Genomic DNA, 23,470 nt, shown 5'->3' with positions numbered 1-23,470 from the left:
CAGCTTATGCCTCACCGTCCGATCGTCCGTTCGCTCGGCCGCATCCTTTCGATTGCGGTCTTGGCCCTCGGACTGTCCAGCCCCCTCGTCGCGCCGGCTGCCGCGCAGGAGACGCCGTCGGCCGCCGAGACGCGGCCGGTTCCGCAGATGCCCTCACCCCAGTGCCGGCGCTATCGGGCCGAGCTGGCGTCGATCCAGAACGGCGGCAGCACGACGCGGGCGCTGAACGACGAGATCGGGCGGCTGGAAGCCTATTACCGCGGCCTCAACTGCTCGGAGAAATTCCTGTTCTTCGATACGCGGCCACCGCAATGCGGTGCCGTGGAGCAGCGGATCCGCGCCCTCAAGGCCACCTACGGCGGCGCGGTGCTCGACGACGACGGAGCGCGCCGGCGCGAACTCCAGAGCCTCGTGGCTTCGACCTGCCCCACGCGGGAGACCTACGCGGCGAGCGGCGAATCCTATGCCCGGGGCGGCCCGCAGATGGTCTGCGTCCGGATCTGCGACGGCGGGTTCTTCCCGCTGCGCAATCTGCCCGAAGGGCGCGGCGGTGCGGACGAGATGTGCCAAGCGCTCTGCCCCGGCGCCGAGGCACAGGCCTATTCGATGCCCTACGGCGACGATGCGCTGAAGCATGCCGCCACGGTGAAGGGCAGCCGCGCCTATACGAGCCTCGCCAACGCCTTCAAGTTCCGCAAGGAATTCGTGCCGAACTGCTCCTGCAAGCCTGAGGGCAAGACCTGGGCGCAGTCGCTGGTCAAGGCCGAGAGCATGCTGGTCCGGCACAAGGGCGACATCTTCGTGACGCCGATGCAGGCCGAGGCGTTGTCCCGCCCGAAGGTTAGGCTGACGCTGGTCGGCCGCGCCGACCGAACCGCCGCGGAACTGGCTGCCGACGTCGCCGGACGCGCTGTGAAGAGCAACGCGGAGGCGTCTGCCACAGGGCCCGACGCCGGCAGGGGCTGGGTCGACCCCGAAGCGCAGCCGTCCAATCGCGCCAAGCCGGATCACGTCGCCGTGCGCATCATCGCGCCGAATGTGATCGCTGTTCCACAGCGTCTTACCCCTTAGCGCGTACTTGCGGGGAACCAATCGTAGCGTTCCGTGTTCGGCTCGGCCTGACCCGATACGAGGCCTCGATGCGGCTCCTGCGATTGCTTCTCCTGACCGGCACCGTGCTGCCGGCTCTGACCTCCCTCCAACCGGCCGATGCGTCGCCGGGCCCGATCCTGCTGGCGCAGGGCGGTCCGGAGGAGCGTGGGCCCCGCGGCGGTGAGCCCCCGCGCGGTGGCCCAGGTCCGGAGCGCCCGCCGCAGGAACGTCCCGGCCCACCGGCGGGACGCGAGCGGCCGGAGCCGCGTCCGGAGCGAGCAGCCCCGCCGCCGCGCGAGCGTCCCGAGCCTCAAGCCCCGCGTCAGGCCGAGCCCCCGCAACGGGAGCGTGCGCCTGAGCGCCGGCCGGAACCGCCGGCCCCGCGTCCGCCTGCCCAGGAGCGGCCGGATGCTCGCCCGGATCGTCAGGAGCAGCGGCAGGACCGCCAGGACCGTCAAGAGCAGCGGTCTCCCGACGCGCGGCCGAACCGTCCGGAGCCGCGTTCACCGGATGCCCGGCCGAACCGTCAGGAGCGCCAGCCCGACCGGGAGGACCGTCAACCGGATCGGCCCGCACCGGATCGGAACGGCGGTCCCGGTGCCCAGCCCCGGCCCGACAACGACCGGCCAGGGACGCCGCCGCGGCAACAGGGCCCCGATCGTGATCGCCGTGCGCCCGATGCCGATCGCCCGAACCCGCCGCCGGGTGCTCCCGGTCGGCCCGATCAGCGGCCCGACAACCAGCGCGACAACCGCCCGCAGCCGGGTGCAGGACCCGGCGCCGAGCCGCGCCGTCCCGTGCCGCCCAACACGGCTCCCGGAGCTCCCGGACGGCCGGACCAGCGCCAGGATCTTCAGCGCCAGAATCCACAGCGCCAGGATGTGCAGCCCGGTGACCGGCCGCAACCGAATGCCAATCCCGGTGCCGAGCCGAACCGTTCAGCTCCGCCCAACGTGGCGCCGGGCGTGCCCGGGCGGCCGTTCCAGCGTCAGGACGTCCAGCCCGATGGTCGCGCACAGCCGAATGCCGGCCCTGGCGCAGAACCGGGTCGCCCCGTTCCGCCCAACCAAGCCCCGGGCATCCCCGGGCGTCCATTTCAGCCGCCGGGTCAAGCCGGCGGCCCGGGCCAAGTCGGTGGCCCCGGCGGGCGCGCTGGAAACGGCGTGTTCAGCGCACCGGGTCAGCCGGGCTACGTGCCGGGCGGCTTCCGCCAAGACGATAACGTCCGAAGCTTCGACCAAGTGGTCCGCGAGCGGCGCGAGTACAACGAGGACGGGCGGACCTACTACCGCGAGCCCGGGCGCATCATCGTGCGCGACCGTGACACCTACCTGATCCGCCACGACGAGAACGAGCGCTTCCGTGCCCTCGATCCGCGCGGCTACCGCTACGTGCAGCAGGGCGCCGATTTCTACAGCTACCTCGATCGGCCGGGCGGGGAGCAGGTCGTGACCGTGACCGCCGATGACGGGCGGATGCTGCGCCGGTACCTGCGTTATCGTGACGGCCGCGAAGTCGTGTTGATCGACAACAGCTACGCGGGCCCGATCCGCCCGATCTATGAGGACGTGGTGGTGCTGCCGCCCCCGGATATCCGGATCCCGCGGGACCGCTACATCGTGGATTACGCGCAGGCCGACGAGGGCGAGGTCTACGAGGCGTTGACGGCACCGCCGGTGGTCCCCGTCGAGCGCCGCTACACCCTCGACCAGATCCGCTACAGTCCGGACCTCCGGGCCCGGATGCGCTCGGTCGATATCAACGCGATCACCTTCGACACCGGCTCGTTCACGGTCACGCCGGAGCAGGCGGCGAAGCTCTCGGTGATCGCGGCCGCGATGAACCGCGCCATCCAGGCCAACCCGCGCGAAGTCTTCCTGATCGAAGGCTTCACCGACGCGGTCGGCTCCGCGATCGACAACCTCTCCCTGTCGGACCGGCGTGCCCAGTCGGTGGCGACCGTGCTCACCGAGCAGTTCCGCGTGCCACCCGAGAACCTGACCACGCAGGGCTACGGCGAGCAGTACCTGAAGGTGAACACGCAGGGCCCGTCGCGGGAAAACCGCCGCGTCGTCGTCCAGCGGATCACGCCGCTGCTTCAGCAGGGCGAGGGGCAGGGACAGGCAGCGCCACCGCCGCCACGCTGAGTGGAGAGGACGTCTCGATCGGGCGGCCGCCGTCGGCCGCCCAGTCCTTCACATTCAACGTCAGTCGGGCGGCCCGAGGCTGAGAAGCCACAGGCGCGCGAGGGCCTGCACACGAGGCTGGACGGCAGCATCGACGTTGCCCCTTCGAACCAGTCGCGCGGCAACCTGTTGATCCTCGGCATGGTCAGCAGCCTTCCCGCCACCGACAGCCCGCGCCAACAGCTCCGCCACGGAGGCCGCACAACGCTCGTGCTGATCCGCGATTGCCTTAAACGCCAGAGAGCCCGGCGACCTGCCGCCCGGGGCGGATGCGCAGCGGTTGGCCGCGTTCTTCCACAGCATCATCAAGTAGGCGATCGCGTTCCAGGCGCGACGGCCCTACACGCGGGGCGTTGCGAACGCTGATCGCCCCGACAGCCCGATGCGCGGCAGTTGACGACGGCACCTGCGGACATCACCAACGCGCGAAGATCGGCAACGCGGGACGGGCATGGACAGCGAAGCGGACGGGCGGCTGATCCGGTCAGGCACGCCGGTCTTCCGCCGGACGGCGCTGGCATTGGCGGCCGCGGGGTTCTCGACCTTCGCGGTGCTCTACGCGGTGCAGCCCCTGCTGCCGATCTACGCCGAGGATTTCGGCGTGTCCCCGGCCGAGAGCAGCCTCGCCCTGTCACTGCCCTGCGGCCTGCTGGCCATGGCGCTCTTGGTAGTCAGTCCGCTGTCCGAGATGTGGGGCCGCAAGCCCGTGATGCTGGCCTCACTCCTGGCCTCCGCGCTGCTCACCATCGTGGCCGCCCTGGTCCCCGGCTGGCATGGGTTCCTGATCCTGCGCGCACTCACCGGCCTCACGGCGAGCGGCCTGCCGGCGGTCGCCATGGCCTATTTGGCAGAGGAGATGGACGCGCAGGCGATCGGCCTGTCGATGGGCCTTCTGGTCGGCGGCAATGCGCTGGGCGGCATGTCGGGACGGCTCATCAGCGGCGTGATGGCCGATCATGTCGGTTGGCGGATCGGGCTCGCCACGATCGGCGTGCTGGCACTGGCTGCGGCCGTTGCCTTCTGGCGCTGGCTGCCCCCCTCCCGCAGCTTCGTGGCGCGCCGGATGGCGTGGCGCGAGGTGCCGGGCAGCTTCGGCCACCATTTCCGCGATGCCGGCCTGCCGTGGCTGTTCGTCGAGGCGTTCCTGCTGATGGGCGGCTTCGTCTGCATCTACAATTACATCGGGTTCCGCCTGCTCGATCCGCCCTTCTCTCTGAGCCAGACGGTGATCGGGCTGATCTTCTCGGTCTACCTCGCCGGCATGGTGAGCAGCCCGGTCGCCGGGGAGCTCGCCAGCCAGTTCGGCCGGCGGCGGGTGTTGTGGCTCGCAACCAGCCTCGGGCTCGCCGGGATCCTGATAACCCTCTTCGACAACATCGTGCTGATCGTGTTCGGCGTCGTGGTCACGACGGTAGGCTTCTTCGCGGCACATTCGGTCGCGAGCAGCTGGGTCGGTCGGCGCGCGCGGCGCGACCGGGCGCAAGCCTCTTCGGTCTACCTGTGCATGTACTATCTGGGCTCCTCCGTGCTCGGCACGGCGGGCGGCTGGTTCTTCGCCCATTCCGGCTGGACCGGCGTGGTGCTGTTCGTGGGCGGGCTCTACGGGCTGGCGCTGGCCGTGGCCCTGCGGCTGTCTCGATTGGAGCCGCTGGCGTCATGAGCCGATTCGTGCGGTGGCCGCTGCGTGCGTGATGCTGCCGACCGATTCATTGGCAGACGAGGTCGATTCCTGGCATCGTACCGCGAGGAGATTCCGGCATGGCGACCATGACGATCTCGTTGCCCGACGCTTCGAAGGTTTGGGTCGAAGCTCAAGCCGGCGCAGGACGCTACGCCAATGCCAGCGACTACGTGCGAGATCTGATCCGGCGGGACCAAGAGCGCCTCGGGAAGATCGATGATTTGCAAAGACTCATCGATGAGAGCTTGGCGAGTGGCGTCAGTGACCGAACGGAAGAGGATATTCGTCGCCTCGGCCGGGAGAGGTTGGCGGTCCTTCGGGGCGAATGAGTTTCCGGACGACACAGCGGGCTGATGAGGATTTCGCCGAAGCCTACGCGGCGGGCGCGATCCGCTTTGGCGAGGCTGCGGCGGAACGGTATTAGAACGGACTGTTCGATGCGTTCCGGCTGCTGGCCGCCAACCCGCGGATGACGCGCGAGCGCCAAGTGTTCGACCCGCCGGTGCGGCTCCATCCCTACGGCGCCCACATGATCGTCTACCTCGAAAACGGAGCGGGCATCCTCGTCATCCGCACCCTGCACGGGCGGCAGGATTGGGAACGCGCGCTCGCGTGAGCATAGCCTCCGCAGCGCTTGCTCAGCTTGCATGATTGCGGATCACGACAGCGCGAGGCATCGTCCCCGCGAGGTCGTACGCACGATGCGTCCGCTCCAGGAGACAAGCCCATGTCCGGGCGCAGCCACGCCAGCCACGTCGTCGACCAGTTCGGCGCGCAGGCCACGGCCTATGTCACCAGCGCAGTCCATGCGGGCGGTGCCGATCTCGATCGGATCGGCGCCGTGATCGGCGCGCTGCCGGGGGCGCGGGCGCTCGATCTCGGCTGCGGCGGCGGTCACGTCGCCTTCGCGGCGGCGGCGGCCGGTGCTGCGGTCACTGCCTATGATCTCTCGGCCGAGATGCTGGCGGCCGTCTCCGCCGAAGCAGCCCGGCGTGGGCTCGACCGGATCGAGACCCACCAGGGGGCGGCCGAGACGCTGCCCTTCGCGGATGCGAGCTTCGACGCGGTGCTCACCCGGTTCAGCGCCCATCATTGGCGTGACGTTCCGGCCGCCCTTGCGGAGGCGAGGCGGGTGGTGAAACCCGATGGCCTGCTCGTCGCCTGCGATGTGGTGGCCCCGGAGGATCCGCTGCTCGACACGCATCTCCAGGCGGTCGAGCTGCTGCGCGATCCGTCCCACGTGCGCGACTACCGGGTCTCGGAATGGCGCGCCATGCTGGAAGCTGCCGGCTTCGCGCCGGGCGCCGTCATGGCGAGCCGCCCGCGCATGGAATTCGCGAGCTGGATCGCCCGTATGCGCACGCCGCCGACCCATGTCGCGGCGATCCGGGCCATCCAGGCTTCGGCTGCCGCCGAGGTCACGGCGCATTTCCGGATCGAGCCGGATGGCAGCTTTCTGCTCGACTCGGTGCTGATCGAAGCACGACCACGCTGAACCGCGGCTCACGGTTCAGCGCAGCGCGTCCGTGCCGATGGCGCTGGTCCACGACGAGGACGGCCATTTCGACAGGCTCGTGACGCCAGCCAACATCCTCGACGCCATCGCGGGCGCGTTCGACTCCGCGCAGGCCGAGCCGGACGCGGTGCGTCGACCAGGCGGATCGCGGGCGCGATGCCGGCCGACGAACTGGCCGACCGGCTCGGCGTTCGGCTCCCGACCTCGTCATCGCCACGCTTCAGCGTCTGCCGGAGACTGGCGAGATCTGCCACATCGCCGACTGACAGTTGGAGGTGGTGGATCTCGACGGACGGCGTGTCGACAAGCCGCTGGCGACCAAGCTGGAAGCGGCCGAGGCGGAGTAGCTCAGGCCGCCTCACCCGCCAGCCGCCGCGCCGCCCGGTCCCGCCCGATCAGCGGCAGCAGACCGGCGAGATCAGGCCCATGCTCCAGCCCGGTGAGCGCGAGCCGCAGCGGCATGAACAGGCCCTTGCCCTTTGCCCCGGTTCGCGTCCGGATCTCGGTCGTCCAGGCTTTCCAGGTCTCGGGGCCGAACGGCTCGGGCGGCAGACTGTCCTGCGCAGCCGCGATCACCGCCGGCTCGCTCAGCACCGGCTCGACCGAACCGGCGACGACCCGCCACCACTCGGCCGCCTCCGCGACCCGGTTGAGATTGGCCCGCACCGCCAGCCAGAACGCCTCCGCGCGATCCGCTGGAATTCCAAGGTCCTCCAGCCGATCGGAAACATCCGCGTACGGCATGGCGTGGACGAGGCGTGCGTTGAGACCGTCGAGCTCCGCGGTGTCGAACCGGGCCGGCGCCCGCGAGATCTCGGCGAGGTCGATCAGGCCGGCCAAAGTGTCGAGGTCGGGGACCGCCCGGACGGATTCGGCGGAGCCGGTCAGGACGGCGAGGGAGCGCACCGCGGCGGGCTCGTAGCCGGCCTCGCGCAGGCCGCGCAGCGACAGGTGGCCGAGCCGCTTCGATAGTCCCTCCCCGTCTGCGGTCGTGAGCAGGTTGTGGTGGCCGAAGATCGGAACGGCGGCGCCCAGTGCCTCGAAGATCTGCACCTGCACACCGGTGTTGGTGACGTGGTCCTCGCCGCGGATGACGTGGGTGATTCCCAGGTCGGCGTCGTCCACGACCGAGGGCAGCGTGTAGAGGTAGCTGCCGTCGCCGCGGATCAGCACCGGATCGGACAGCGACGCGCAATCGACATGGGCCGGGCCACGGACGAGGTCGTCCCACGTCACGGTCCGGGCCTCCAAAAGGAAGCGCCAGTGCGGTCGCCGCCCATCGGCTTCCAGGGTGGCACGCTCTTCAGCGGTGAGCTTGAGCGCCGCCCGGTCGTAGATCGGCGGCTGGTTACGGCCGAGCTGGCGCTTGCGGCGACGCTCCAGCTCCTCCTGGGTCTCGTAGCATGGGTAGAGCCGGCCCGCGGCGCGCAGGCGATTGGCGGCGGTATCGTGCTGCGCCTTCCGGTCGCTCTGCCGGGCGAACAGATCGGGCTTGATGCCGAGCCACGCGAGATCCTCATGAATCGCCTGGGCGAAGGCCTCGGTCGAGCGTTCCGCATCGGTGTCGTCGAGGCGCAGCAGGAAGCGTCCGCCGGTCCGGCGGGCGAACAGCGCGTTCAGCAGGGCCGGACGGGCATTGCCGATATGGAGGTAGCCGGTCGGCGAAGGAGCGAAGCGAACGAGAGTCATGGTCCGCTCCATAGCCGATCTTGGGGCCGATGGCGCAGGACTTCATGGTCTTTGCCCCTCGCCCGGCTCATGGCGGCCCACCGGGAAGGCGCTACCCAGGGGCGTGGAAACCGGTCAGAAGGCTGCGCTTGGCGCTGCGCGGGACAAGGCTCGATGGCGACGGACGAGACGGCCGACATCGTGGTGATCGGCGGCGGGATGGTCGGTCTCGCCAGCGCCATCGCGCTGAAGGATCGGGGCCTCGATGTGGTCCTGTGCGATCCCGGCGAGGCCCGCGCCCGAACCTCCTACGGCAATGCCGGCGTGGTCAGCCGTGGGTCGATCCTGCCGATGTCGAGCCCGGCCCTGTGGGGCAAGCTCCCGGCCTATCTGCGCAACGCCGACCGTGGTTTGCGCCTGAACTACGCGCACTTGCCGCGGATCCTTCCCTACACGGCGCATTTCCTGGCGAGCGCCCGCGCCACCCGCTGGCGCCGGGCCGCCGAAGCGCTGCTGCCGCTGACGAGTGCCGCCTACCCGGCCCATGAACGCCTCGCGGCCCGGGCCGGGACGAGCGACCGGCTGCAGCGAACCGGATGGCTGAAGGCTTACCGCACCGAAGCGGCTTTCGCGGGGGCCGCCCTGGAGCGCGAGATCCTGGCCGGGCACGGCGTGGTCTTCGACATCCTCGATACGGCGGCCCTGCGCGATCTGGAGCCGGCCGTGGTCCGACCCTACGCCAAGGCGATGCTGCTGACCGAGACCGGCTCGGTTCGCGAGCCCGGTCGCCTGATCGAAGCCTGCGAGGCGCTCTTTTCCGGCCTCGGCGGACGGCGCCTCCGGGGCAGCGTCGCGCGGCTGGCGCCCGATTCGGGCGGATGGCGGATCGATCTGGAGTCCGGTGCGGTCCGGGCCCGCCAGGTGGTTCTCGCGGCCGGCGCCGCCTCGGGAGCGATCGCGCGGCCGCTGGGCTACCGCTTCGCGGTGGCGGCCGAGCGCGGCTACCATCGCCACTACGCCCTGCATCCGGAGAGCCCGCCGCTGACGCGGCCGGTGCTCGATACCGGCGCCGGCTCGATCCTCTCGCCGATGAGCGATCACCGGGTGCGCGTGCTGTCGGGCGTGGAACTCAACGCGAGCCACGCCGCGCCGGATCATACCCAGATCGAGGCGGCCTCCCAGGAAGCGGCCGGGACCCTGCGGCTGGGCGGACCCCTCGACAATACGCCGTGGCTCGGCTCCCGTCCCTCGACGCCGGACGGAATGCCCGTGATCGGCCGGGCGCCCCGACACGACGGATTGTTGTTCGCCTTCGGCCACGGCCATATCGGCCTGTCCACCGGCCCGATTACCGGGGAGATCGTCGCCGATCTCGCCACCGGCCGGAGCCCGGCGGTGCCGGTGGCGGCCTTCGCGCCGGAGCGTCTGCTGCGCTGGCCTCGCCTCTTCTAAACTTTAGCGCCAGTCGTAGGGGTTGTACGGGTCGAGCGCCGCCTGGATCTTCCGCAGGATCGCGGGCTGGCGTTGGAGGTCGACATCGCGGGCCAACGCCCGCAGGAAGGCGCGGGGCCCGTGTTCGAGATCGCGGGTGAGGCCGTCGTAGCGGTCGGACGGCTCGACATGGGCGGGATTCACGGCAACCCGGTAATCGAGGCCGCAGGTCGGCGGATCGATCCCCAGCCGGTAGCAGATCCGCACCCGGGCGAAGGGCGCCTCCGGGCGGTAATCGACGCGGTAGCCGCCGAAGCTGAAGGCTCCGCCAGTGACGCGCTCGGCATAGGCCAGGGTCTGGGCGACGGTGGCGAACCCGGCGGTGCGGCGGTCGCGTACGAGGTCGATGGCCGCGCGCTCGCTGGGGACGACCGATTGGGCGCAGGCGGCAGTGGAGACCAGCGCTGCCAGGAAGGCGGAGACCAGGGCTCTCATCACGGCTTCTTCATGCAGACCGCGACAGGCTGGGCAGCCTTGGCGGCCTTCGCGGTCATGTCGAGGCAGCCGACCGTGGCGACGCCGTCCGTAACGGTGACGGACGGCAGCACCGCCATGCCCCGGCAATAGGCGCCGATCAACTCCTCGTCGCGTCGGCAGGCGACATCCAGCCGGATCTGGCTGTTTACGGCCGGACCTGCCGGCCCCGTGGGCCCGGGCGGGCCCCGTTCACCTGTAACTCCACGTTCGCCCGTCGCCCCGTTCAGGCCGGCAGGACCCTGCGGTCCCGGCGGCCCCTGATCGCCCTTCGGCCCGGGCGGGCCGGCCGGTCCCGGCTTCGGCTGATCGCAACCCGCCAGCGTAAGGGCCGCGACCGTGGCGGCCACGATCGCGGTCAGGGGGCGTTTCATGGAGATCTCCGGCCAAGCCTGCACCCGGAAGTGGTGCAGCTCACTCGACCGTCAATCGTGCGTGGGGACGCTCCGAGCCGGCGCGATCGGGCCGGAACCGGTGGGATAAGTTTCGTTCCGGGCCGACCCCAGCAATCGTATTAAGTCTTTGGTAAAAGCTCGATCCTACGAAGATACACGAGACTATTGCTGCGTAATTCACAGCGCATGACGGACATAAAACCAGGGTTTCCCGATCGAGGCAGAACGTTGGGTCGGCATCTGGCACGCCTCCGTGGCGCGGCCGATGGTGCCGCCGCGGTGGAATTCGCTCTGGTGAGCCTGCCCTTCCTCGCCCTCTGCGGCGCGATCTTTCAGGTCCTTCTCCAAATCTGGGCCACACAGAATTTCGACCGGTCCTTGCAGAACGCCGTCCGCTCGATCTTCACGGGTGAATTCCAGCAGGCGAATGCCGGGCAGACCGACGCGACCAAGCTTCTGGCGGCTCTGAAGACCACGATGTGCGGCCCGGCCAACGCCACCATCGTCAACATCTTCAATTGTCAGAACGTCAAGATCGACGTCACGACCTCGAGCACGTTTTCAAGCGCGAGCCCGACGATCCCGGTCAACAGCACGACCGGCACATGGAACACCAAATTCGGCACGAACTACGCTTGCGCCGCGCCGGGGACGATCGTGATCGTCACCGCGGCCGTGCAATTCCCGACCTTCTTCAACCTCATGGGGCTCAACACCCGGCAGTTCACGACCGGCAGCGGTGCCGGATCGAGCCTGCTGATCTCGACCGCGGTGTTCCGCACCGAACCGTACCAGACGAACGGGGCGAGCCCATGCTGAGGCGCCTGCCGCGCAAGGCCAGGCAGTTGCGGCGCGATCGCCGCGGCACGGCTGCCGTCGAGTTCGCCGTCATCCTGCCGGTCCTGCTGGCGATCTGGGCCGGCATGACCGAACTGGCCCATGCCCTCGACGAGTGGCGAAAGCTGACCGTGCTTGCCCGCACGGTCGCCGATCTGACCGCGCAGGGCGATACCAAGAATCCGATCAGTACGCCCCTGATGACCGACATCTTCGCCTCGGCGACAACGGTGATGCGCCCATTCAACACCGCGGATGCGAAGATTGTAGTCAGCGCGATGGGCGTCGGACTTTCGGGCTCGACCCTGATCCCGACCGTCTGCTCCAGCTATGCCACCGGCAACGCCACGCCGCGCAGCACCGGTCTGGCGACCGGCCTCACCGTACCGCCCGGCTATCAGACTCTCGGCATGCGCTACGTCCTTGCCGAGGTCAGCATCCCGTATGCACCGATGATCGGAAGCGCCCTGGTGAAGCTCGCCAAGGGTGTCAGCGGCACCATCACCTTCTCCAGCGTCGTTCCATGGCCAACGCGGGGCGGTAAAACCTATGGGAACAATATCTACACTGAGGTGGTGTTGCCCGGCGCGAACGCAGCGGCGTGCGATAAGTCGGCTCCGTAACGCACCCCACCGCTTCACCCGAGACCGCCGCGGCAACGTGGCGCTCCTGTTCGCTTTCATGAGCGTGCCGATGCTCATGCTCAGCGGTGCGGCCATCGACTACGGTTTCGCGACGCGGCTGGAAACGAAGCTCCAAGCCGCGACGGACGCCACCGCGCTGCTCCTCTGCCAGACGCCCGCGACCGCGACCCCGGCCGACCTGAACGCCCTGGCCCAGACGACGATGATCGGTGCCATGGGGGCGCCCAACCTCGTCGTCGACCCGCTGGCCATCACCAGCAACCCACGCCAGATCACCCTGACGGCGCACAAGCTGTCGACGACCTTCTTCGGCAAGCTGACCGGCACCACGCGCATCAACCCGGGCGCCACGTCTCAATGCGCCACGCCGATCCCGAAGACCTTCGAGATCGCGCTGGTGCTCGACAATACGGGGTCGATGGCCGCGTCGAGCGGCGGCCAGTCGAAGCTGCAGGCGGTGCAGCAGGCCGCGACGAACTTCGTCAACTACGTCTACACCAACTCGTCCTTCAGCAGCGCGACCCGGATCTCCATCGTGCCGTTCGCCGGGGCCGTGGCGGTCAATCCGACGATCTATCGGACCGCGAGCTGGATCGACCAGAACGGGCAGTCCAGCTATCACTGGACCAACGTTCTCAATGCCAGCGCGTCCGGCTTCGCGAACCGGTTCGACATCTTCACAAAGCTGCAGAGCAGCGGTGTCAGCGGGTGGGGCTGGGGCGGATGCTTGGAATCGCTGCCTTATCCGCTGAACACCCAGGACGCCGCCCCGACCTCTGCCAATAAGGATTCCTATTTCGTCCCGTTGTTCGCCCCCGACGAGCCGGGCGATGCGAGCAACACCTATCGCGACTACAATGACAGTTCAGGCTATTGGCGATCGTACAACAGCTACATCGACGACGACAACAGCAGCTTCCTCGGCACTTGCTCGATGAATTCGAGCTTGTCTTACGATGCCGCCCTGGCCCGAGCGTGCAAATACGTGAACCCACGCAACGCCACGTCCAGCACCTATCTCGGGATCCCCAGCGGACCGAATTTCGGTTGCACGACGCAGCCGCTCCTGCCGCTCACCAGCAACCAGACCGCGCTCAAGAGCCTCATCGGCAACATGGCGCCGCTGGGCTCGACCAATATCTTCGAGGGCCTCATGTGGGGCTGGCGGACGCTCTCGCCGGTCAGCGTCTTCTCGTCCAGCTATGCTTCCATCAATCCGGCCGCGGCCGCGCCGGCGGCCTACACGACGACCTCGAGTTCATCGAACGCTACGGCGATCAACAAGATCATGATCCTGATGACCGACGGCACGAACAGCTGGACGGCCAATCCCAGCGCGCCGACCGGATCGCTGTATTTCTCGGCCGGCTACTTCCAGAACGCCAACCAGACGAGCGCCAATCCGCGGATGCCGCCGGGGCAGTACCAGAACGTCTCGGACGCCAACAGCGCCCGGAACGCGCTCGACGCATTGACTGCCACGGCCTGCGCCAACGCGAAGGCGGTCAACATCTCGATCTATACGATCGGGTTCAGCGTCTCGACCGACCCGATCGATGCGGCGGGCCAGACGCTCCTGAAGAACTGCGCCTCCTCGGCAAGCCAGTTCTTCATCGCCAACACCGCGGACGACCTGATCGCGGCGTTTCAGAAGATCCAGTCGAGCATCGGCGCGCTGCGTCTGACGCAGTAAGCCGAGCCAGCGCCTGATCGACCCGTGGGCGAATCAGTGGTCGCCTCCGCAGGATCGGCGACGCCTCGCAATGCCGACGGACGAAGGCTCAATCGTCCCGGTAGACCCGCTCGCGCCGCTCGTGGCGCTCCTGGGCTTCCAGCGATAGGGTCGCGATCGGTCGGGCATCGAGGCGGCGCAGGGAGATCGGCTCGCCGGTCTCCTCGCAGAAGCCGTAGGAGCCGTCCTCCAGCCGGGCGAGCGCGGCGTCGATCTTGCCGGTGAGCTTGCGCTGGCGGTCCCGCGCCCGCAGCTCGATCGACCGGTCGGTCTCCGATGAGGCGCGGTCGGCGAGATCCGGATGATTCTCGTTCTCGCTCTGGAGCGCGACCAGGGTGTCCTGCGCTTCGCGCAGGATATCGGTCTTCCAGCTCAGCAGCTTGCGCCGGAAGTATTCGCGCTGCCGGTCGTTCATGAAGGGCTCGTCGTCGGACGGGACGTAGCCGTCCTCCAGCGTCACCTTCGCCATGCGTCACCCTCGCTGGAATCGAGCCGCCCACCAGGGGATGGCCGGTGCGCGGCGATAACGTGAGGTGCCGTATAGTCGAGGCGGTCTATCGCGACAACGCGCCCGGGACTCGCCATGTGAAGGCGCCCCCCACTGTACCGCCGCGTGCGGCAATCCGGTCACGGTACAGACCTTTTAGTCTGTCATCCGTGTTCGCAAGCGAACAATCGCGTCGGCGATGTCCGTGGTCAGGATGCGGGCGAGCGGCAGCCTGTAATGCGTCTGGTCGAAGAACAGGTCGGGATCCCCGGCCTCGGGGCGCCCATCGCGCCAATCCACCACCGTGCTCGACGGATGCTCCGACAGCGCGGCTCGGACTTCGGCGCGGCAGGCCGCCTCGGCCACCGCCCGAGGGCTGCCAGCCGGCGGTTCCGCGCGTGCGTAGACCGGGGGGAAGACGATCACCACCGGCGTTCGCGCGGGGATCCGCGCGAGTTCGGCCCGCAGCCGGGCGGCGATCGGGAACGGGCCCCCGTGATGCGGCTCCGGCGTGGGGCTGGCGGGCTTCTCAAGGGCCGCCTTCTTGGCCGGGTCGATACCGAAGCCCTGGCTGAGGTAATTGCGCTCGTAGTCCCACCAGCCATCGGCCGCGGCCGTCTTGTGCCGTGGATTCAGCAGCCAGCCGAGCCGGTTGATCGTCTCCTGAGCGGCCGGGAAGCGGATGAGGCCGTTCAGGTAGTCGGGCCAGCCTCCGAGCAGCCAGTAGGGAAACCCGTGCTCACTCGGGAAAGTGGGATCGTCGGCACACCAGAAGGCATCGGCCGAGAGGACGAGAGCTTCGGGCCGGGCGTGGTGCTGCAGATACCAATCGAGCACCGCGAATTGCTCGATCGGGCCAGTCGCCGGCACCGAGAGCTGGACAAACGGGATGCCGGTGAGCCGGGTCAGCGTCGCCGGCTCGATCAGTTGGATGTGAGAATTGCCGATCACCGCACCGGTATAGGCCGGATCGCGCCCGCGCACGGCCGAGGCGGTGCGCGGGCCCTGCGGCCGGACGGCGCCGCGGGACAGCAGGGTCGAGCGGCCGGTATCGTAGGGATCGACCAGCACCGCCAGCGCCAGATAGGCCACGAATACGCCGGCCACCGACAGCAGCAGGAACCGGGCGAAGCCCTGCCAGTCCCGGTCCGCGCTGGGTGGGGTCGCCGCCATGCTCAGAACTGGAAGTAGATGAACTCGTAGTTCGCATCGTCGCCGATCTTCAGCAGGACGAGGACGAACAGGAGCGCGAAGCCGAAGGCGAGGAGGCGCCGCGGCGGTAGCCGGTGGACGGCGGCCCAGGCGGTGGGCCCGATCGTGGCGACCAGGGCGGCGGCCGCGATGGTGCGCCATTTGAAGCCCGAACCCTTTGGGGCCAGCCCGAACAGACCCTTGAACACGATCAGCGCGGCATCGAAACTCGTCGCGCGGAACAGCACCCAGGTCAGCATCACGAACAGGCTGGTTAGCAGCCAGCCGACCGGGGCCGGGATCGCGATCCGGGCGCGGCGCGCCATCACGCCGGCGCCGAGACCGACTCCGTGCAGGGCGCCCCAGGCCAGGAAGGTCAGACCGGCCCCGTGCCAGAGGCCGCCCAGCGTCATGGTGGCGGCGAGCGCCCCGACCTGCCGCGGCAGCCCGTGCCGGTTCCCGCCCAGGGGGACATAGAGGTAGTCGCGCAGGAACCGCGACAGCGTCATGTGCCAGCGTCGCCAGAAGTCGCGCAGCGAGGTGGCGCGGTAGGGCGCGTCGAAATTCTGCGGCAGGACCAGCCCGAACAGCAGTGCGATGCCGAGCGCCATGTCGGTGTAGCCGGAAAAGTCGAAATAGATCTGGAAAGTGAAGCCCAGCGTCGCCTGCCACGCCTCCGCGACCGTGACGACCTTCCCGGCGGCCGCCGCCTGGAACACGGGATTCACGTAGGCCGCGAGCGGATCGCCGAGGAACACCTTCTTGGCCAACCCCACCGTGAGCAGCATCAGGCCTCGGCTGAAGCGCTCGGCGGCGTCCGGCCGCGCGTAGGGCTCGGCGTCGAACTGGTGCATGATCTCGCTCCAGCGCACGAGCGGGCCGGCGAGAACCTGCGGGAAGAAGGCGATGTAGAGGGCGTATTTCACCAGCTCGAAGGATGGCGCGCGGCCGGCCCGCAGGTCGGCGAGGTACATGATGTGGTGGAAGGTGAAGAACGAGATGCCGAGCGGGAGAGCGAGCCCAAGCCGCGGCGCCTCCAGGCCCGGGATCAGGTTGGCGAGATCGGCCGCGAAATCGAAATACTTGAACACGCCGAGCAGCGCGAGATTGGCCGCGATGGCCGCCGGGATCAACCAGCGCTCGGGCCAGCGGCGATAGGTGCGGGCGACGCACCAGTTCGCCAGGATCGAACCAGCGAGCAGCGGAACGAAGCGGATGTCCCACCAGCCGTAGAACACGAAGGACAGGCCGACGAGGAGCGGCAACCGCCACGCCGGCGCGGCGCGCGCCACCAGCGCGTGCAGGACCAGGGCGGCGGGCAGGAAGGCGAGGAGGAAGACGAAGGAGTTGAACAGCATCGGGCGAGGCGGCGCGGAGGAGCCCGGATGGGCCGCCGTTGTCCTGAGCGGAAGGGCCCGCCTTGTCGGGGATCGTGCGCGGCCCGTCAATCGCCGCTCTCATCCGCTCGTGCCCCCTTGCGGGATCACAAACGGGCTCTTGCGCCGAACCGGTAGCCACTTCGGCAGAGAGCGCTCGAAGCCGTTCAGGAGACCGACAGCAGGTCGGGCAAACCCACAAGGTCGTTCAATTCGGCGTCCGGCGGCCAGTTCGGGTTCAGCGGCTCGCCTGCCCGGTCGATCCATACGGACCGGATACCGAGTTCGTGACAGACCTTCAGGTCGGTGAACTGTCCCATGCCGACGTGCACGGTCTGCTCCTTCGTGACCCCCATGATCTCGTAGGCGTGAAGAAAAGCCGGTGATCGGGCTTGTAGGCGCGGGCCTGCTGGGCCGTGACGACGAAGTCGATCGGCACCCCGATCGCCTCGATGGAGCCGGCGATCAGGTCGTCGTCCGTGTTGCTGATGACCGCGAGCCGGTAGCGCGCGCGTAAGCGAGCCAGCGCAGCCGGGACGTCGGGATGCGGCTCGATCCGGCCGAGGATCGAGAACAGCGTTCCCTCGTCCTCGGGCGTCGCCGTATGACCGGCCTCGGCGAGCGCGATCGCGAGGGCGGACCGCAGGACAGACTTGTAGTCGCAGTAGGGCGGGCGTTGCTGGCGCTCGACGGCGGCGCTGCGCAGCCGGTCGGCCAGAGCGGTCGATTGGTCTTCCACTTCCGCCTGCGCGATGCGGCCGGCGAGGATCGCGCGGGCGGCGGACCGGACGGCGTCATGCCACTGAACGAGGGTGCCGTAGCAGTCGAAGGTAATGACGGTCGGCGCGGGTTGCAGCTGCAGCATGATCGGTCTCACCGGGCGGCCCTCAGCGGACTATCCCTGTCCGCAAAGTCCGGTTCCCACCCCCGAGCCAAAGTTGCGGCCGAACTCACGAGCGAACGCATTAGGAACGCACTGACGGCAGTTCGGGTCGCTGAGTTGGGTTGGGAGCAGCCCCTCGCATGGTCCTGCCGATACGATTCTGGCCCTGGCCCAGCTCACCAAACACAAGCGATGCGCTAAGCCGGGGCTGCATCGCCCCGGCCGCCAGGCCGGCAGCGCCATTGAGCGCTACGAGTCACCCTCGGCGCCGCGCCGCCTCAATGGTCAGCCCCAGCCCCACCGAACCGAAGATATCACCCTCCACCACCCGGGCCGACGGCAGGGCCGCCGTCAGCGCGGCGCGCAGATGCGGCAGGCCTGTGGAGCCCCCGGTGAGGAATAAGGCGTCGATCCGCTCCGGCGCCAGCTCGGCCTGGGCGAGGCAGCGGCCGATCCGTGCGGCCACCGAACGGGCGAGGTCGCCCGTCTGGATGGCGAGCGTCCCGCGATCGACCCGGGCCGCGAGCCCGCGCTCCACGAGACCGAGGTCGAGTTCCGCCGCGCCGCCCTCGGAGGCCGCGATCTTGGCGCCCTCCACCGCACCCGCCAGGGCGTGGCCGCGCTCGCCCTCCACCGCCGCGTGCAGACGCGTCACGAGATCGGGCCGGGCGCAGTCGCGGATCACCTCGTCGATCTCGCGCAGGGTCTTCGCATTGTAGAGCCGGTTGATCGCCGACCACGTGGCGAGGTCGTGATAATAGGCGTTCGGCACCGCGAGGTCGGCGCGGCGCATCGGGCTGCCGAGGCCGAGCAGCGGCATCACGGTCGCGAGGCTGAGCTGCCGGTCGAAATCGGTACCGCCGATCCGCACGCCGTCACTGGCCAGGATGTCGCCGGCCCGGTCCACCCGGCCCCTGCGCTCCGGCGAGAGGCGCACGATCGAGAAATCTGAGGTGCCGCCGCCGATATCGGCCACCAGGGCGATTTCCTCCGACTCGACCTGCCGCTCGTAGTCGAGGGCGGCGGCGATCGGCTCGTACTGGAACGACACCGTGCGGAACCCGACCTCGCGGGCGATCTCCCGGAGGGTGTCCTCGGCGCGGCGGTCGGCCTCCGCGTCGCCGTCCACGAAATGGACCGGGCGGCCGTGGACCACGCTGTCGAGGGTCGCGCCACAGGCCGCCTCGGCCCGCGCCTTCACCTCCGTAAGATACCGCGCGATGATGTCGCGCAGGCGCAGGCGTTGGCGGCCGACCGGGGTAGCCTCGTCCATCAGCGGCGTGCCGAGCACGGATTTGAGGCCTCGCATCAGCCGCCCGGACAGGCCCTCCACGTAGGCCGCCGTGGCGGCGCGGCCGATCACCGGCTCCTCGCCGAGCTCGAAGAAGATCGCGCTCGGTATCGTCCGGTGCGCGCCCTCCAGCGGCAGCAGGATGGGTCCGTCCGGGCCGACATGCCCGAGGGTGGTGTTCGACGTGCCGAAATCGAGGCCGCAGGCCGCCATCGTGTCTTGGATCCGGGTTCTGTCTGGGAGGGGCGTCGCCGTAACAGGGCCGGAGCGTTGCGGTCCAGGCCGGAAACGGCGGGGCTGGTATCGCGGGAAGCGTGGACAGATGCCAGCAGACCGCCCGCAGCCGCCGCCGGCATGCTATGAGGCACCATGCGTTCCGACATCGATCTCGGCCTGACCGGCGAGCGCCCCGCGCTCCTCGACCTCACCGAACTGCTCGCCACGCGGCTCCTGGTCCAGGGCAATTCGGGCTCCGGCAAATCGCATCTGCTGCGGCGCCTGCTGGAGCAGAGCGCAGGCCTCGTGCAGCAGGCGATCATCGATCCCGAGGGTGATTTCGCCAGCCTCGCCGACAGCTACGGCCACGTCGTGGTGGAGGCCGACGGCGACGATGTCGCGCTGCAGCGGATCGCCGCCCGGGTTCGCACCCATCGGGTCTCGGTGGTGCTGTCGCTGGAGAACCTCGACGCCGACGCGCAGATGCGCGCCGCAGCCGCGTTCCTCGGCGGCCTGTTCGATGCGGACCGCGACCATTGGTACCCGATGCTGGTGGCGGTGGATGAAGCGCAGCTCTTCGCGCCCGCGGCGGCCGGCGAGGTCTCCGACGAGGCGCGGCGCCTGTCGCTGGGCGCGATGACCAACCTGATGTGCCGCGGGCGCAAGCGGGGTCTGGCCGGGATCATCGCCACCCAGCGGCTGGCCAAGCTCGCCAAGAACGTCGCGGCGGAAGCCTCGAACTTCCTGATGGGCCGGACCTTCCTCGATATCGATATGGCCCGCGCCGCCGATCTCCTCGGCCTGGAACGCCGCCAAGCCGAGACGTTTCGCGATCTGCCGCGGGGGCATTTCGTGGCCTTGGGCCCGGCCCTTTCGCGGCGCCCGCTCACGATCGCGGTCGGCCCGACCGTCACGGTGAGCCGGAGTTCCTCGCCGGTCCTGGTGCCGCTGCCGGAGGCGACGGAGGATGCCCGAGCGCTCATCCTGACGGCGAGCCCGCAGGAAAGCATGGTGCAGCTCGCACCGCGCCCGAAGCCGCGCCCCGCGCCGACGCCGGACGTGCTCGTCCAGTTGGCGAACTATCGGCCGCCGGCCCCCGCCGAGGAGCCCGACGAGGAACCGATGGACCCGGAGGTGCGCGAAGCGGCGCTCGCCGAGGTGCTGGCCTCGGTCCTGGCGGATGCGGATGCCGCCGCCTGCACGCCCGCAACCCTCTATCAGGACTTCACGGTCCGCTGCCGGATCCGGCGCCTGCGCGGCGACGCGATGGGCCTGCCCGAGTTCAAACGGCGTCTCGCCGTCGCCCGGGCCGAGGCTGGGGGCGCGGTCGCCGACGATTCCGGGTGGACGCGGGCGCAGGAGATCGCAGCCGGCCTGCCGGACGATCTTGCCGGGCTGTTCCTGGTGGTGGCCCGGGCGGCGATCGAGGGCGCGCCCTGCCCCACCGACACGATGCTGGCGGAAGCCTACGGCACCAGCTCGGGCGGCCGAGCCCGGCGGATGCTGGCCTATCTGGAGGAGCGCGGCGCGATCGTCACCCGCAAGGACCTGCGCGGCGCGCCGATCATCGCGGTACCGGATCTTGGCGTGGAAACCGGACCTGGCGAACCGCAATTGCTGCCGACCGGGCCGAAGCGGCGGGCGGGTTAGTCAGACGCCCCGGCGTGTTTCCAGCTTGGCGAGTTCCACCGCCGCCCGCAGCTCGATCTCGGCCATCAGGCCGTCGAGCCGTGGATCGCCCGAGGGACCCGATCGCTCGGCCAAACGGCCCGCGATCGCGCGCAGGTCCTGCGGCGCAACGCGGCCCCCGAGCAGCGCGGCCTTCAACCGGTCGAGGCCGTCGAGCAGATCCTGGCCGCGCTTGGCCGAGCGGCGGCGCCGCTCCTGCGGGGTTTCGCTCTCGGTTTGAAGCAGCAGGACCGCGTCGAGCCCGGCCAGCGACGTGGCAGCCGCCGGAGCGTTAGCGCCCGAGGTCGGGGTCGAAGCCGCGTCGAGGCTGAAGCCGGGGCCGCCTTCGGGACGCCGGGGGGCCGCGATGCCGCCTGCGCTCTGGATCGGCTGGCGAGTCTCGACGCGCATGATCCGGTTCGCGGTGCTCCCGGCGCCCCTGCGCCGCATCGGAAACTCGGCCCACGGGGTTAAGCGTCGGTAAACGAGCCGGCAGAAGCTGCCGGGTAGGCAGGTCCGGTGCTGGTGCCGGACGCCCACCGGCATCGCGGCTGTTTTCAAAAAGATAATGGTTTGAGATGCTTGGCAGCCGGCCGCTGATGGCACGGCGCTGGCAGGAGGACGGCAGGTCCGTTCACCCGTGAAACCCTCGGCATGCGCCCGCGCCCCGCGATCCGTCTCCTGCAAGTCCTGCTCGGCCTCGTCGCCGGTGCGCTGCTGCTCGGCGCCCTGTCGGGCCAGGCGCTTGCCCTGTCGCGGGTCAAGGACCTCGCCTCCATTGAGGGCGTGCGCCAGAACCAGCTCGTTGGTTACGGCATCGTGGTCGGCCTCAACGGCACCGGCGACACGCTCAACAACATCCCGTTCACCAAGCAATCCCTCCAGGCAATGCTGGAGCGGCTCGGCGTCAACACCCGGGGCGCCACGATGCGGACTCAGAACCTCGCCGCCGTCATGGTGACGGCGAGCCTTCCACCGTTCTCCGCACAAGGCACCCGGATCGACGTGACCGTCTCCTCGCTTGGCGATGCCAAGTCGCTTCAGGGCGGTACGCTGCTGGTGACGCCGCTGCTCGGCGCCGACGGCGAGGTCTACGCCCTGGCTCAGGGCTCGGTGGCGATCGCGGGTTTCGCCGCCGAGGGTGCCGCCGCCAAGATCACCCGGGGCGTGCCGACCAATGGCCGCATCTCCAACGGCGCCAATATCGAGCGCGAGATCGCGTTCAAGCTGAACGACGCCAAGGCTCTGCGCCTGTCGCTGCGCAACCCCGACTTCACCACCTCGAAGCGGATCGCGGCGGCGATCAACGATTTCATGGGCGCCGACACGGCCGAGCCCACCGACCCGGCCACCGTGACGATCCAGATCCCGGCCCGATACAACGGCAACATGATCCGCCTGATCACCGAGGTGGAGCAGCTGAAGGTCGAGCCCGATCAGACGGCGCGAGTGATCGTCGACGAGCGGTCCGGCATCATCGTGATGGGCCGCGACGTCCACGTCTCCACGGTGGCGATCGCGCAGGGCAATCTGACCATCACGATCACCGAGCAGCCGCAGGTGAGCCAGCCGGCCCCTCTCTCCAACGGCCGCACCACCGTGGTGCCGCGGACCGGCGTGAAGGTCGATACCGGCGAGGGCAACAAGCTGGCCTTGGTCAAGGAAGGCGTGAGCCTGCGCGAACTGGTCGATGGTCTGAACGCGCTGGGCGTCGGCCCCCGCGACCTGATCTCGATCCTTCAGGCCATCAAGGCGGCCGGCGCCCTGCAGGCCGAAATCGAGCTGATGTGACGACACCGTAAGGGGAGGGTACGATCATGCTGCAAGGTGCCACCATCACGGCGAACGTCGCCGCCAGCCTCGGAACCGCAACGGATGGCCGCATCGGCCCCGCCAGCAAGGCCAAGGCCTGGAAGACCGCGACCGAGTTCGAGTCGATGTTCCTCGAATCGAGCCTCGACAGGCTGACGCAGTCTCAGGGGACCGACGGCCCGCTGGGCGAGAACGGCACGGGGGGCGGCGTTTACCGTTCGATGCTGACCAAGGAATACGCGGGACAGATCGTGAAGAGCGGCGGCGTCGGCATTGCCGATTCGATCTTCCGTGAAATCATGAAGATGCAGGGAGCAGCGAGCGATGGAGCGACCCATGCACAAGGCTGAGCCATTGCGTGTCGCGGATCGCGTGACCGCGGAGGCGCTGGTCGCGGGCGTGCTCGGCAACATGTCGGCGCTCGAGGCTGTGCTCGTCGAGGAAGCGGACCACGTCCGCGCCGGGCGGTTGCGGGAGGGGATCGCGGCGTCCGAGCCGAAAGCGGCGCTGGCGGCCGCCTACATGCAGGGGCTCGAGGTTGCCAAGGCGAACGCCGTGGCGCTGAAGCGTTTCCATCCCGAGGGCGTCGAGCGCCTGCGCGCAGCGCACCGGCAGTTCACCGCCGCCGTGGAAGCGAACCAGACCGTGCTCGACAGCGCCCGGACTGTGTCGGAAAGTCTGATCAAGTCCCTGGCCGAGGAGATCGGTCGCGCACAGTTGCCCGCGACCTACGGCCGCCAGGCTCAGGCGCCCTCCCCTTATGGACGCGGCGTGCGCAGCGGACCCCTGGTCCTGTCCCGGAACCTCTAGGATACCGGCGAACGGGGCGG

Annotated in this window: 24 protein-coding genes; 14 read left to right on the top strand and 10 right to left on the bottom strand. The window is 69.3% G+C overall.

The window, feature by feature from the left end; all coding sequences use genetic code 11:
• Window positions 1-6 precede the first annotated feature (6 nt).
• The 6 genes from MKK84_RS29150 to MKK84_RS29125 all read left to right on the top strand — a co-directional run bounded on the left by MKK84_RS29150 (window position 7) and on the right by MKK84_RS29125 (window position 6,454).
• A complete protein-coding gene (locus MKK84_RS29150) occupies window positions 7-1,071 on the top strand; it encodes a DUF2865 domain-containing protein (protein ID WP_243925603.1) in 1,065 nt (354 codons plus the stop codon).
• A 68-nt stretch (window positions 1,072-1,139) separates the two neighbouring features.
• On the top strand, window positions 1,140-3,239 hold the full coding sequence (locus tag MKK84_RS29145) for an OmpA family protein (RefSeq protein WP_243925602.1): 2,100 nt from the start codon (window positions 1,140-1,142) through the stop codon (window positions 3,237-3,239).
• Between the two features lie 490 nt (window positions 3,240-3,729).
• Entirely contained in the window at window positions 3,730-4,938 is a 1,209-nt protein-coding gene (locus tag MKK84_RS29140) for an MFS transporter (RefSeq protein ID WP_243925601.1), read from the top strand.
• Window positions 4,939-5,036: 98 nt separating this feature from the next.
• On the top strand, window positions 5,037-5,288 hold the full coding sequence (locus MKK84_RS29135; RefSeq protein ID WP_243925600.1) for a type II toxin-antitoxin system ParD family antitoxin: 252 nt from the start codon (window positions 5,037-5,039) through the stop codon (window positions 5,286-5,288).
• Window positions 5,289-5,389: 101 nt separating this feature from the next.
• Entirely contained in the window at window positions 5,390-5,575 is a 186-nt protein-coding gene (locus tag MKK84_RS29130) for a type II toxin-antitoxin system RelE/ParE family toxin (RefSeq protein WP_279599772.1), read from the top strand.
• A gap of 111 nt (window positions 5,576-5,686) precedes the next feature.
• Window positions 5,687-6,454 (top strand): class I SAM-dependent methyltransferase, encoded by a 768-nt coding sequence (locus MKK84_RS29125; protein ID WP_243925598.1) that lies wholly within the window; start codon window positions 5,687-5,689, stop codon window positions 6,452-6,454.
• A 369-nt stretch (window positions 6,455-6,823) separates the two neighbouring features.
• Here MKK84_RS29125 and gltX read toward each other — a convergent pair whose 3' ends face one another.
• The gene (gene gltX, locus MKK84_RS29120) at window positions 6,824-8,164 is read right to left on the bottom strand and encodes a glutamate--tRNA ligase (RefSeq protein WP_243925597.1); all 1,341 of its coding nucleotides are present in this window, start codon (window positions 8,162-8,164) and stop codon (window positions 6,824-6,826) included.
• A gap of 153 nt (window positions 8,165-8,317) precedes the next feature.
• Here gltX and MKK84_RS29115 point away from each other — a divergent pair, with 153 nt between their 5' ends.
• Window positions 8,318-9,595 carry an NAD(P)/FAD-dependent oxidoreductase gene (locus tag MKK84_RS29115; RefSeq protein ID WP_243925596.1) on the top strand — a complete coding sequence of 426 codons (1,278 nt, stop codon included), beginning with the start codon at window positions 8,318-8,320 and terminating at the stop codon, window positions 9,593-9,595.
• Window positions 9,596-9,598: 3 nt separating this feature from the next.
• Here the strand turns inward: MKK84_RS29115 and MKK84_RS29110 are convergent, their stop codons facing one another.
• Both MKK84_RS29110 and MKK84_RS29105 read right to left on the bottom strand, forming a co-directional pair.
• Complete coding sequence (locus MKK84_RS29110; protein ID WP_243925595.1) at window positions 9,599-10,069, bottom strand: hypothetical protein; 471 nt, start codon at window positions 10,067-10,069, stop codon at window positions 9,599-9,601.
• Window positions 10,069-10,482, bottom strand: a complete 414-nt coding sequence (locus MKK84_RS29105) for a hypothetical protein (protein WP_243925693.1) — start codon at window positions 10,480-10,482, stop codon at window positions 10,069-10,071. Before MKK84_RS29105 ends, MKK84_RS29110 begins: the two co-directional genes overlap by 1 nt.
• A gap of 207 nt (window positions 10,483-10,689) precedes the next feature.
• Between MKK84_RS29105 and MKK84_RS29100 the strand changes: the two genes are divergently transcribed.
• Genes MKK84_RS29100 through MKK84_RS29090 form a run of 3 tightly spaced genes read left to right on the top strand, consistent with a single transcriptional unit; the run spans window position 10,690 to window position 13,677 of the window.
• Window positions 10,690-11,322 carry a TadE/TadG family type IV pilus assembly protein gene (locus tag MKK84_RS29100; RefSeq protein ID WP_409566558.1) on the top strand — a complete coding sequence of 211 codons (633 nt, stop codon included), beginning with the start codon at window positions 10,690-10,692 and terminating at the stop codon, window positions 11,320-11,322.
• A complete protein-coding gene (locus MKK84_RS29095; RefSeq protein ID WP_243925593.1) occupies window positions 11,316-11,963 on the top strand; it encodes a TadE/TadG family type IV pilus assembly protein in 648 nt (215 codons plus the stop codon). Before MKK84_RS29100 ends, MKK84_RS29095 begins: the two co-directional genes overlap by 7 nt.
• Complete coding sequence (locus MKK84_RS29090; protein ID WP_279599766.1) at window positions 11,890-13,677, top strand: pilus assembly protein TadG-related protein; 1,788 nt, start codon at window positions 11,890-11,892, stop codon at window positions 13,675-13,677. Before MKK84_RS29095 ends, MKK84_RS29090 begins: the two co-directional genes overlap by 74 nt.
• Window positions 13,678-13,765: 88 nt before the next feature.
• Here the strand turns inward: MKK84_RS29090 and dksA are convergent, their stop codons facing one another.
• The 6 genes from dksA to MKK84_RS29060 all read right to left on the bottom strand — a co-directional run bounded on the left by dksA (window position 13,766) and on the right by MKK84_RS29060 (window position 19,157).
• A complete protein-coding gene (gene dksA / locus MKK84_RS29085) occupies window positions 13,766-14,185 on the bottom strand; it encodes an RNA polymerase-binding protein DksA (RefSeq protein ID WP_243925591.1) in 420 nt (139 codons plus the stop codon).
• A gap of 174 nt (window positions 14,186-14,359) precedes the next feature.
• Entirely contained in the window at window positions 14,360-15,376 is a 1,017-nt protein-coding gene (locus MKK84_RS29080) for a hypothetical protein (protein ID WP_243925590.1), read from the bottom strand.
• Window positions 15,377-15,378: 2 nt separating this feature from the next.
• Window positions 15,379-16,752, bottom strand: a complete 1,374-nt coding sequence (locus MKK84_RS29075) for an MBOAT family O-acyltransferase (protein WP_243925589.1) — start codon at window positions 16,750-16,752, stop codon at window positions 15,379-15,381.
• A 185-nt stretch (window positions 16,753-16,937) separates the two neighbouring features.
• Window positions 16,938-17,102, bottom strand: a complete 165-nt coding sequence (locus tag MKK84_RS29070) for a hypothetical protein (RefSeq protein ID WP_243925588.1) — start codon at window positions 17,100-17,102, stop codon at window positions 16,938-16,940.
• Window positions 17,069-17,635: an HAD family hydrolase gene (locus MKK84_RS29065; protein ID WP_243925587.1), complete on the bottom strand. Its 567-nt coding sequence runs from the start codon at window positions 17,633-17,635 to the stop codon at window positions 17,069-17,071. The genes MKK84_RS29070 and MKK84_RS29065 overlap by 34 nt, the downstream gene beginning before the upstream one ends.
• Before the next feature lie 274 nt (window positions 17,636-17,909).
• A complete protein-coding gene (locus tag MKK84_RS29060) occupies window positions 17,910-19,157 on the bottom strand; it encodes an Hsp70 family protein (RefSeq protein WP_243925586.1) in 1,248 nt (415 codons plus the stop codon).
• A 156-nt stretch (window positions 19,158-19,313) separates the two neighbouring features.
• On the opposite strand from MKK84_RS29060, the gene MKK84_RS29055 reads away from it, so the two are divergent.
• Window positions 19,314-20,810 carry a helicase HerA domain-containing protein gene (locus MKK84_RS29055; RefSeq protein ID WP_243925585.1) on the top strand — a complete coding sequence of 499 codons (1,497 nt, stop codon included), beginning with the start codon at window positions 19,314-19,316 and terminating at the stop codon, window positions 20,808-20,810.
• Here the strand turns inward: MKK84_RS29055 and MKK84_RS29050 are convergent, their stop codons facing one another.
• Window positions 20,811-21,239, bottom strand: a complete 429-nt coding sequence (locus MKK84_RS29050; RefSeq protein ID WP_243925584.1) for a flagellar assembly protein FliX — start codon at window positions 21,237-21,239, stop codon at window positions 20,811-20,813.
• 243 nt (window positions 21,240-21,482) lie between these two features.
• Between MKK84_RS29050 and MKK84_RS29045 the strand changes: the two genes are divergently transcribed.
• Genes MKK84_RS29045 through MKK84_RS29035 form a run of 3 tightly spaced genes read left to right on the top strand, consistent with a single transcriptional unit; the run spans window position 21,483 to window position 23,450 of the window.
• Complete coding sequence (locus MKK84_RS29045) at window positions 21,483-22,619, top strand: flagellar basal body P-ring protein FlgI (protein ID WP_243925583.1); 1,137 nt, start codon at window positions 21,483-21,485, stop codon at window positions 22,617-22,619.
• A gap of 26 nt (window positions 22,620-22,645) precedes the next feature.
• Window positions 22,646-22,990 (top strand): rod-binding protein, encoded by a 345-nt coding sequence (locus tag MKK84_RS29040; RefSeq protein WP_243925582.1) that lies wholly within the window; start codon window positions 22,646-22,648, stop codon window positions 22,988-22,990.
• The gene (locus tag MKK84_RS29035) at window positions 22,977-23,450 is read left to right on the top strand and encodes a hypothetical protein (protein ID WP_243925581.1); all 474 of its coding nucleotides are present in this window, start codon (window positions 22,977-22,979) and stop codon (window positions 23,448-23,450) included. The genes MKK84_RS29040 and MKK84_RS29035 overlap by 14 nt, the downstream gene beginning before the upstream one ends.
• The last annotated feature ends 20 nt before the right edge of the window (window positions 23,451-23,470 follow it).

This window comes from Methylobacterium sp. E-065 (assembly GCF_022829605.1).
Taxonomy (GTDB): domain Bacteria; phylum Pseudomonadota; class Alphaproteobacteria; order Rhizobiales; family Beijerinckiaceae; genus Methylobacterium.
Note: the sequence above shows the minus strand (reverse complement) of the source record. Positions and strands in the feature narration are given on the sequence as shown.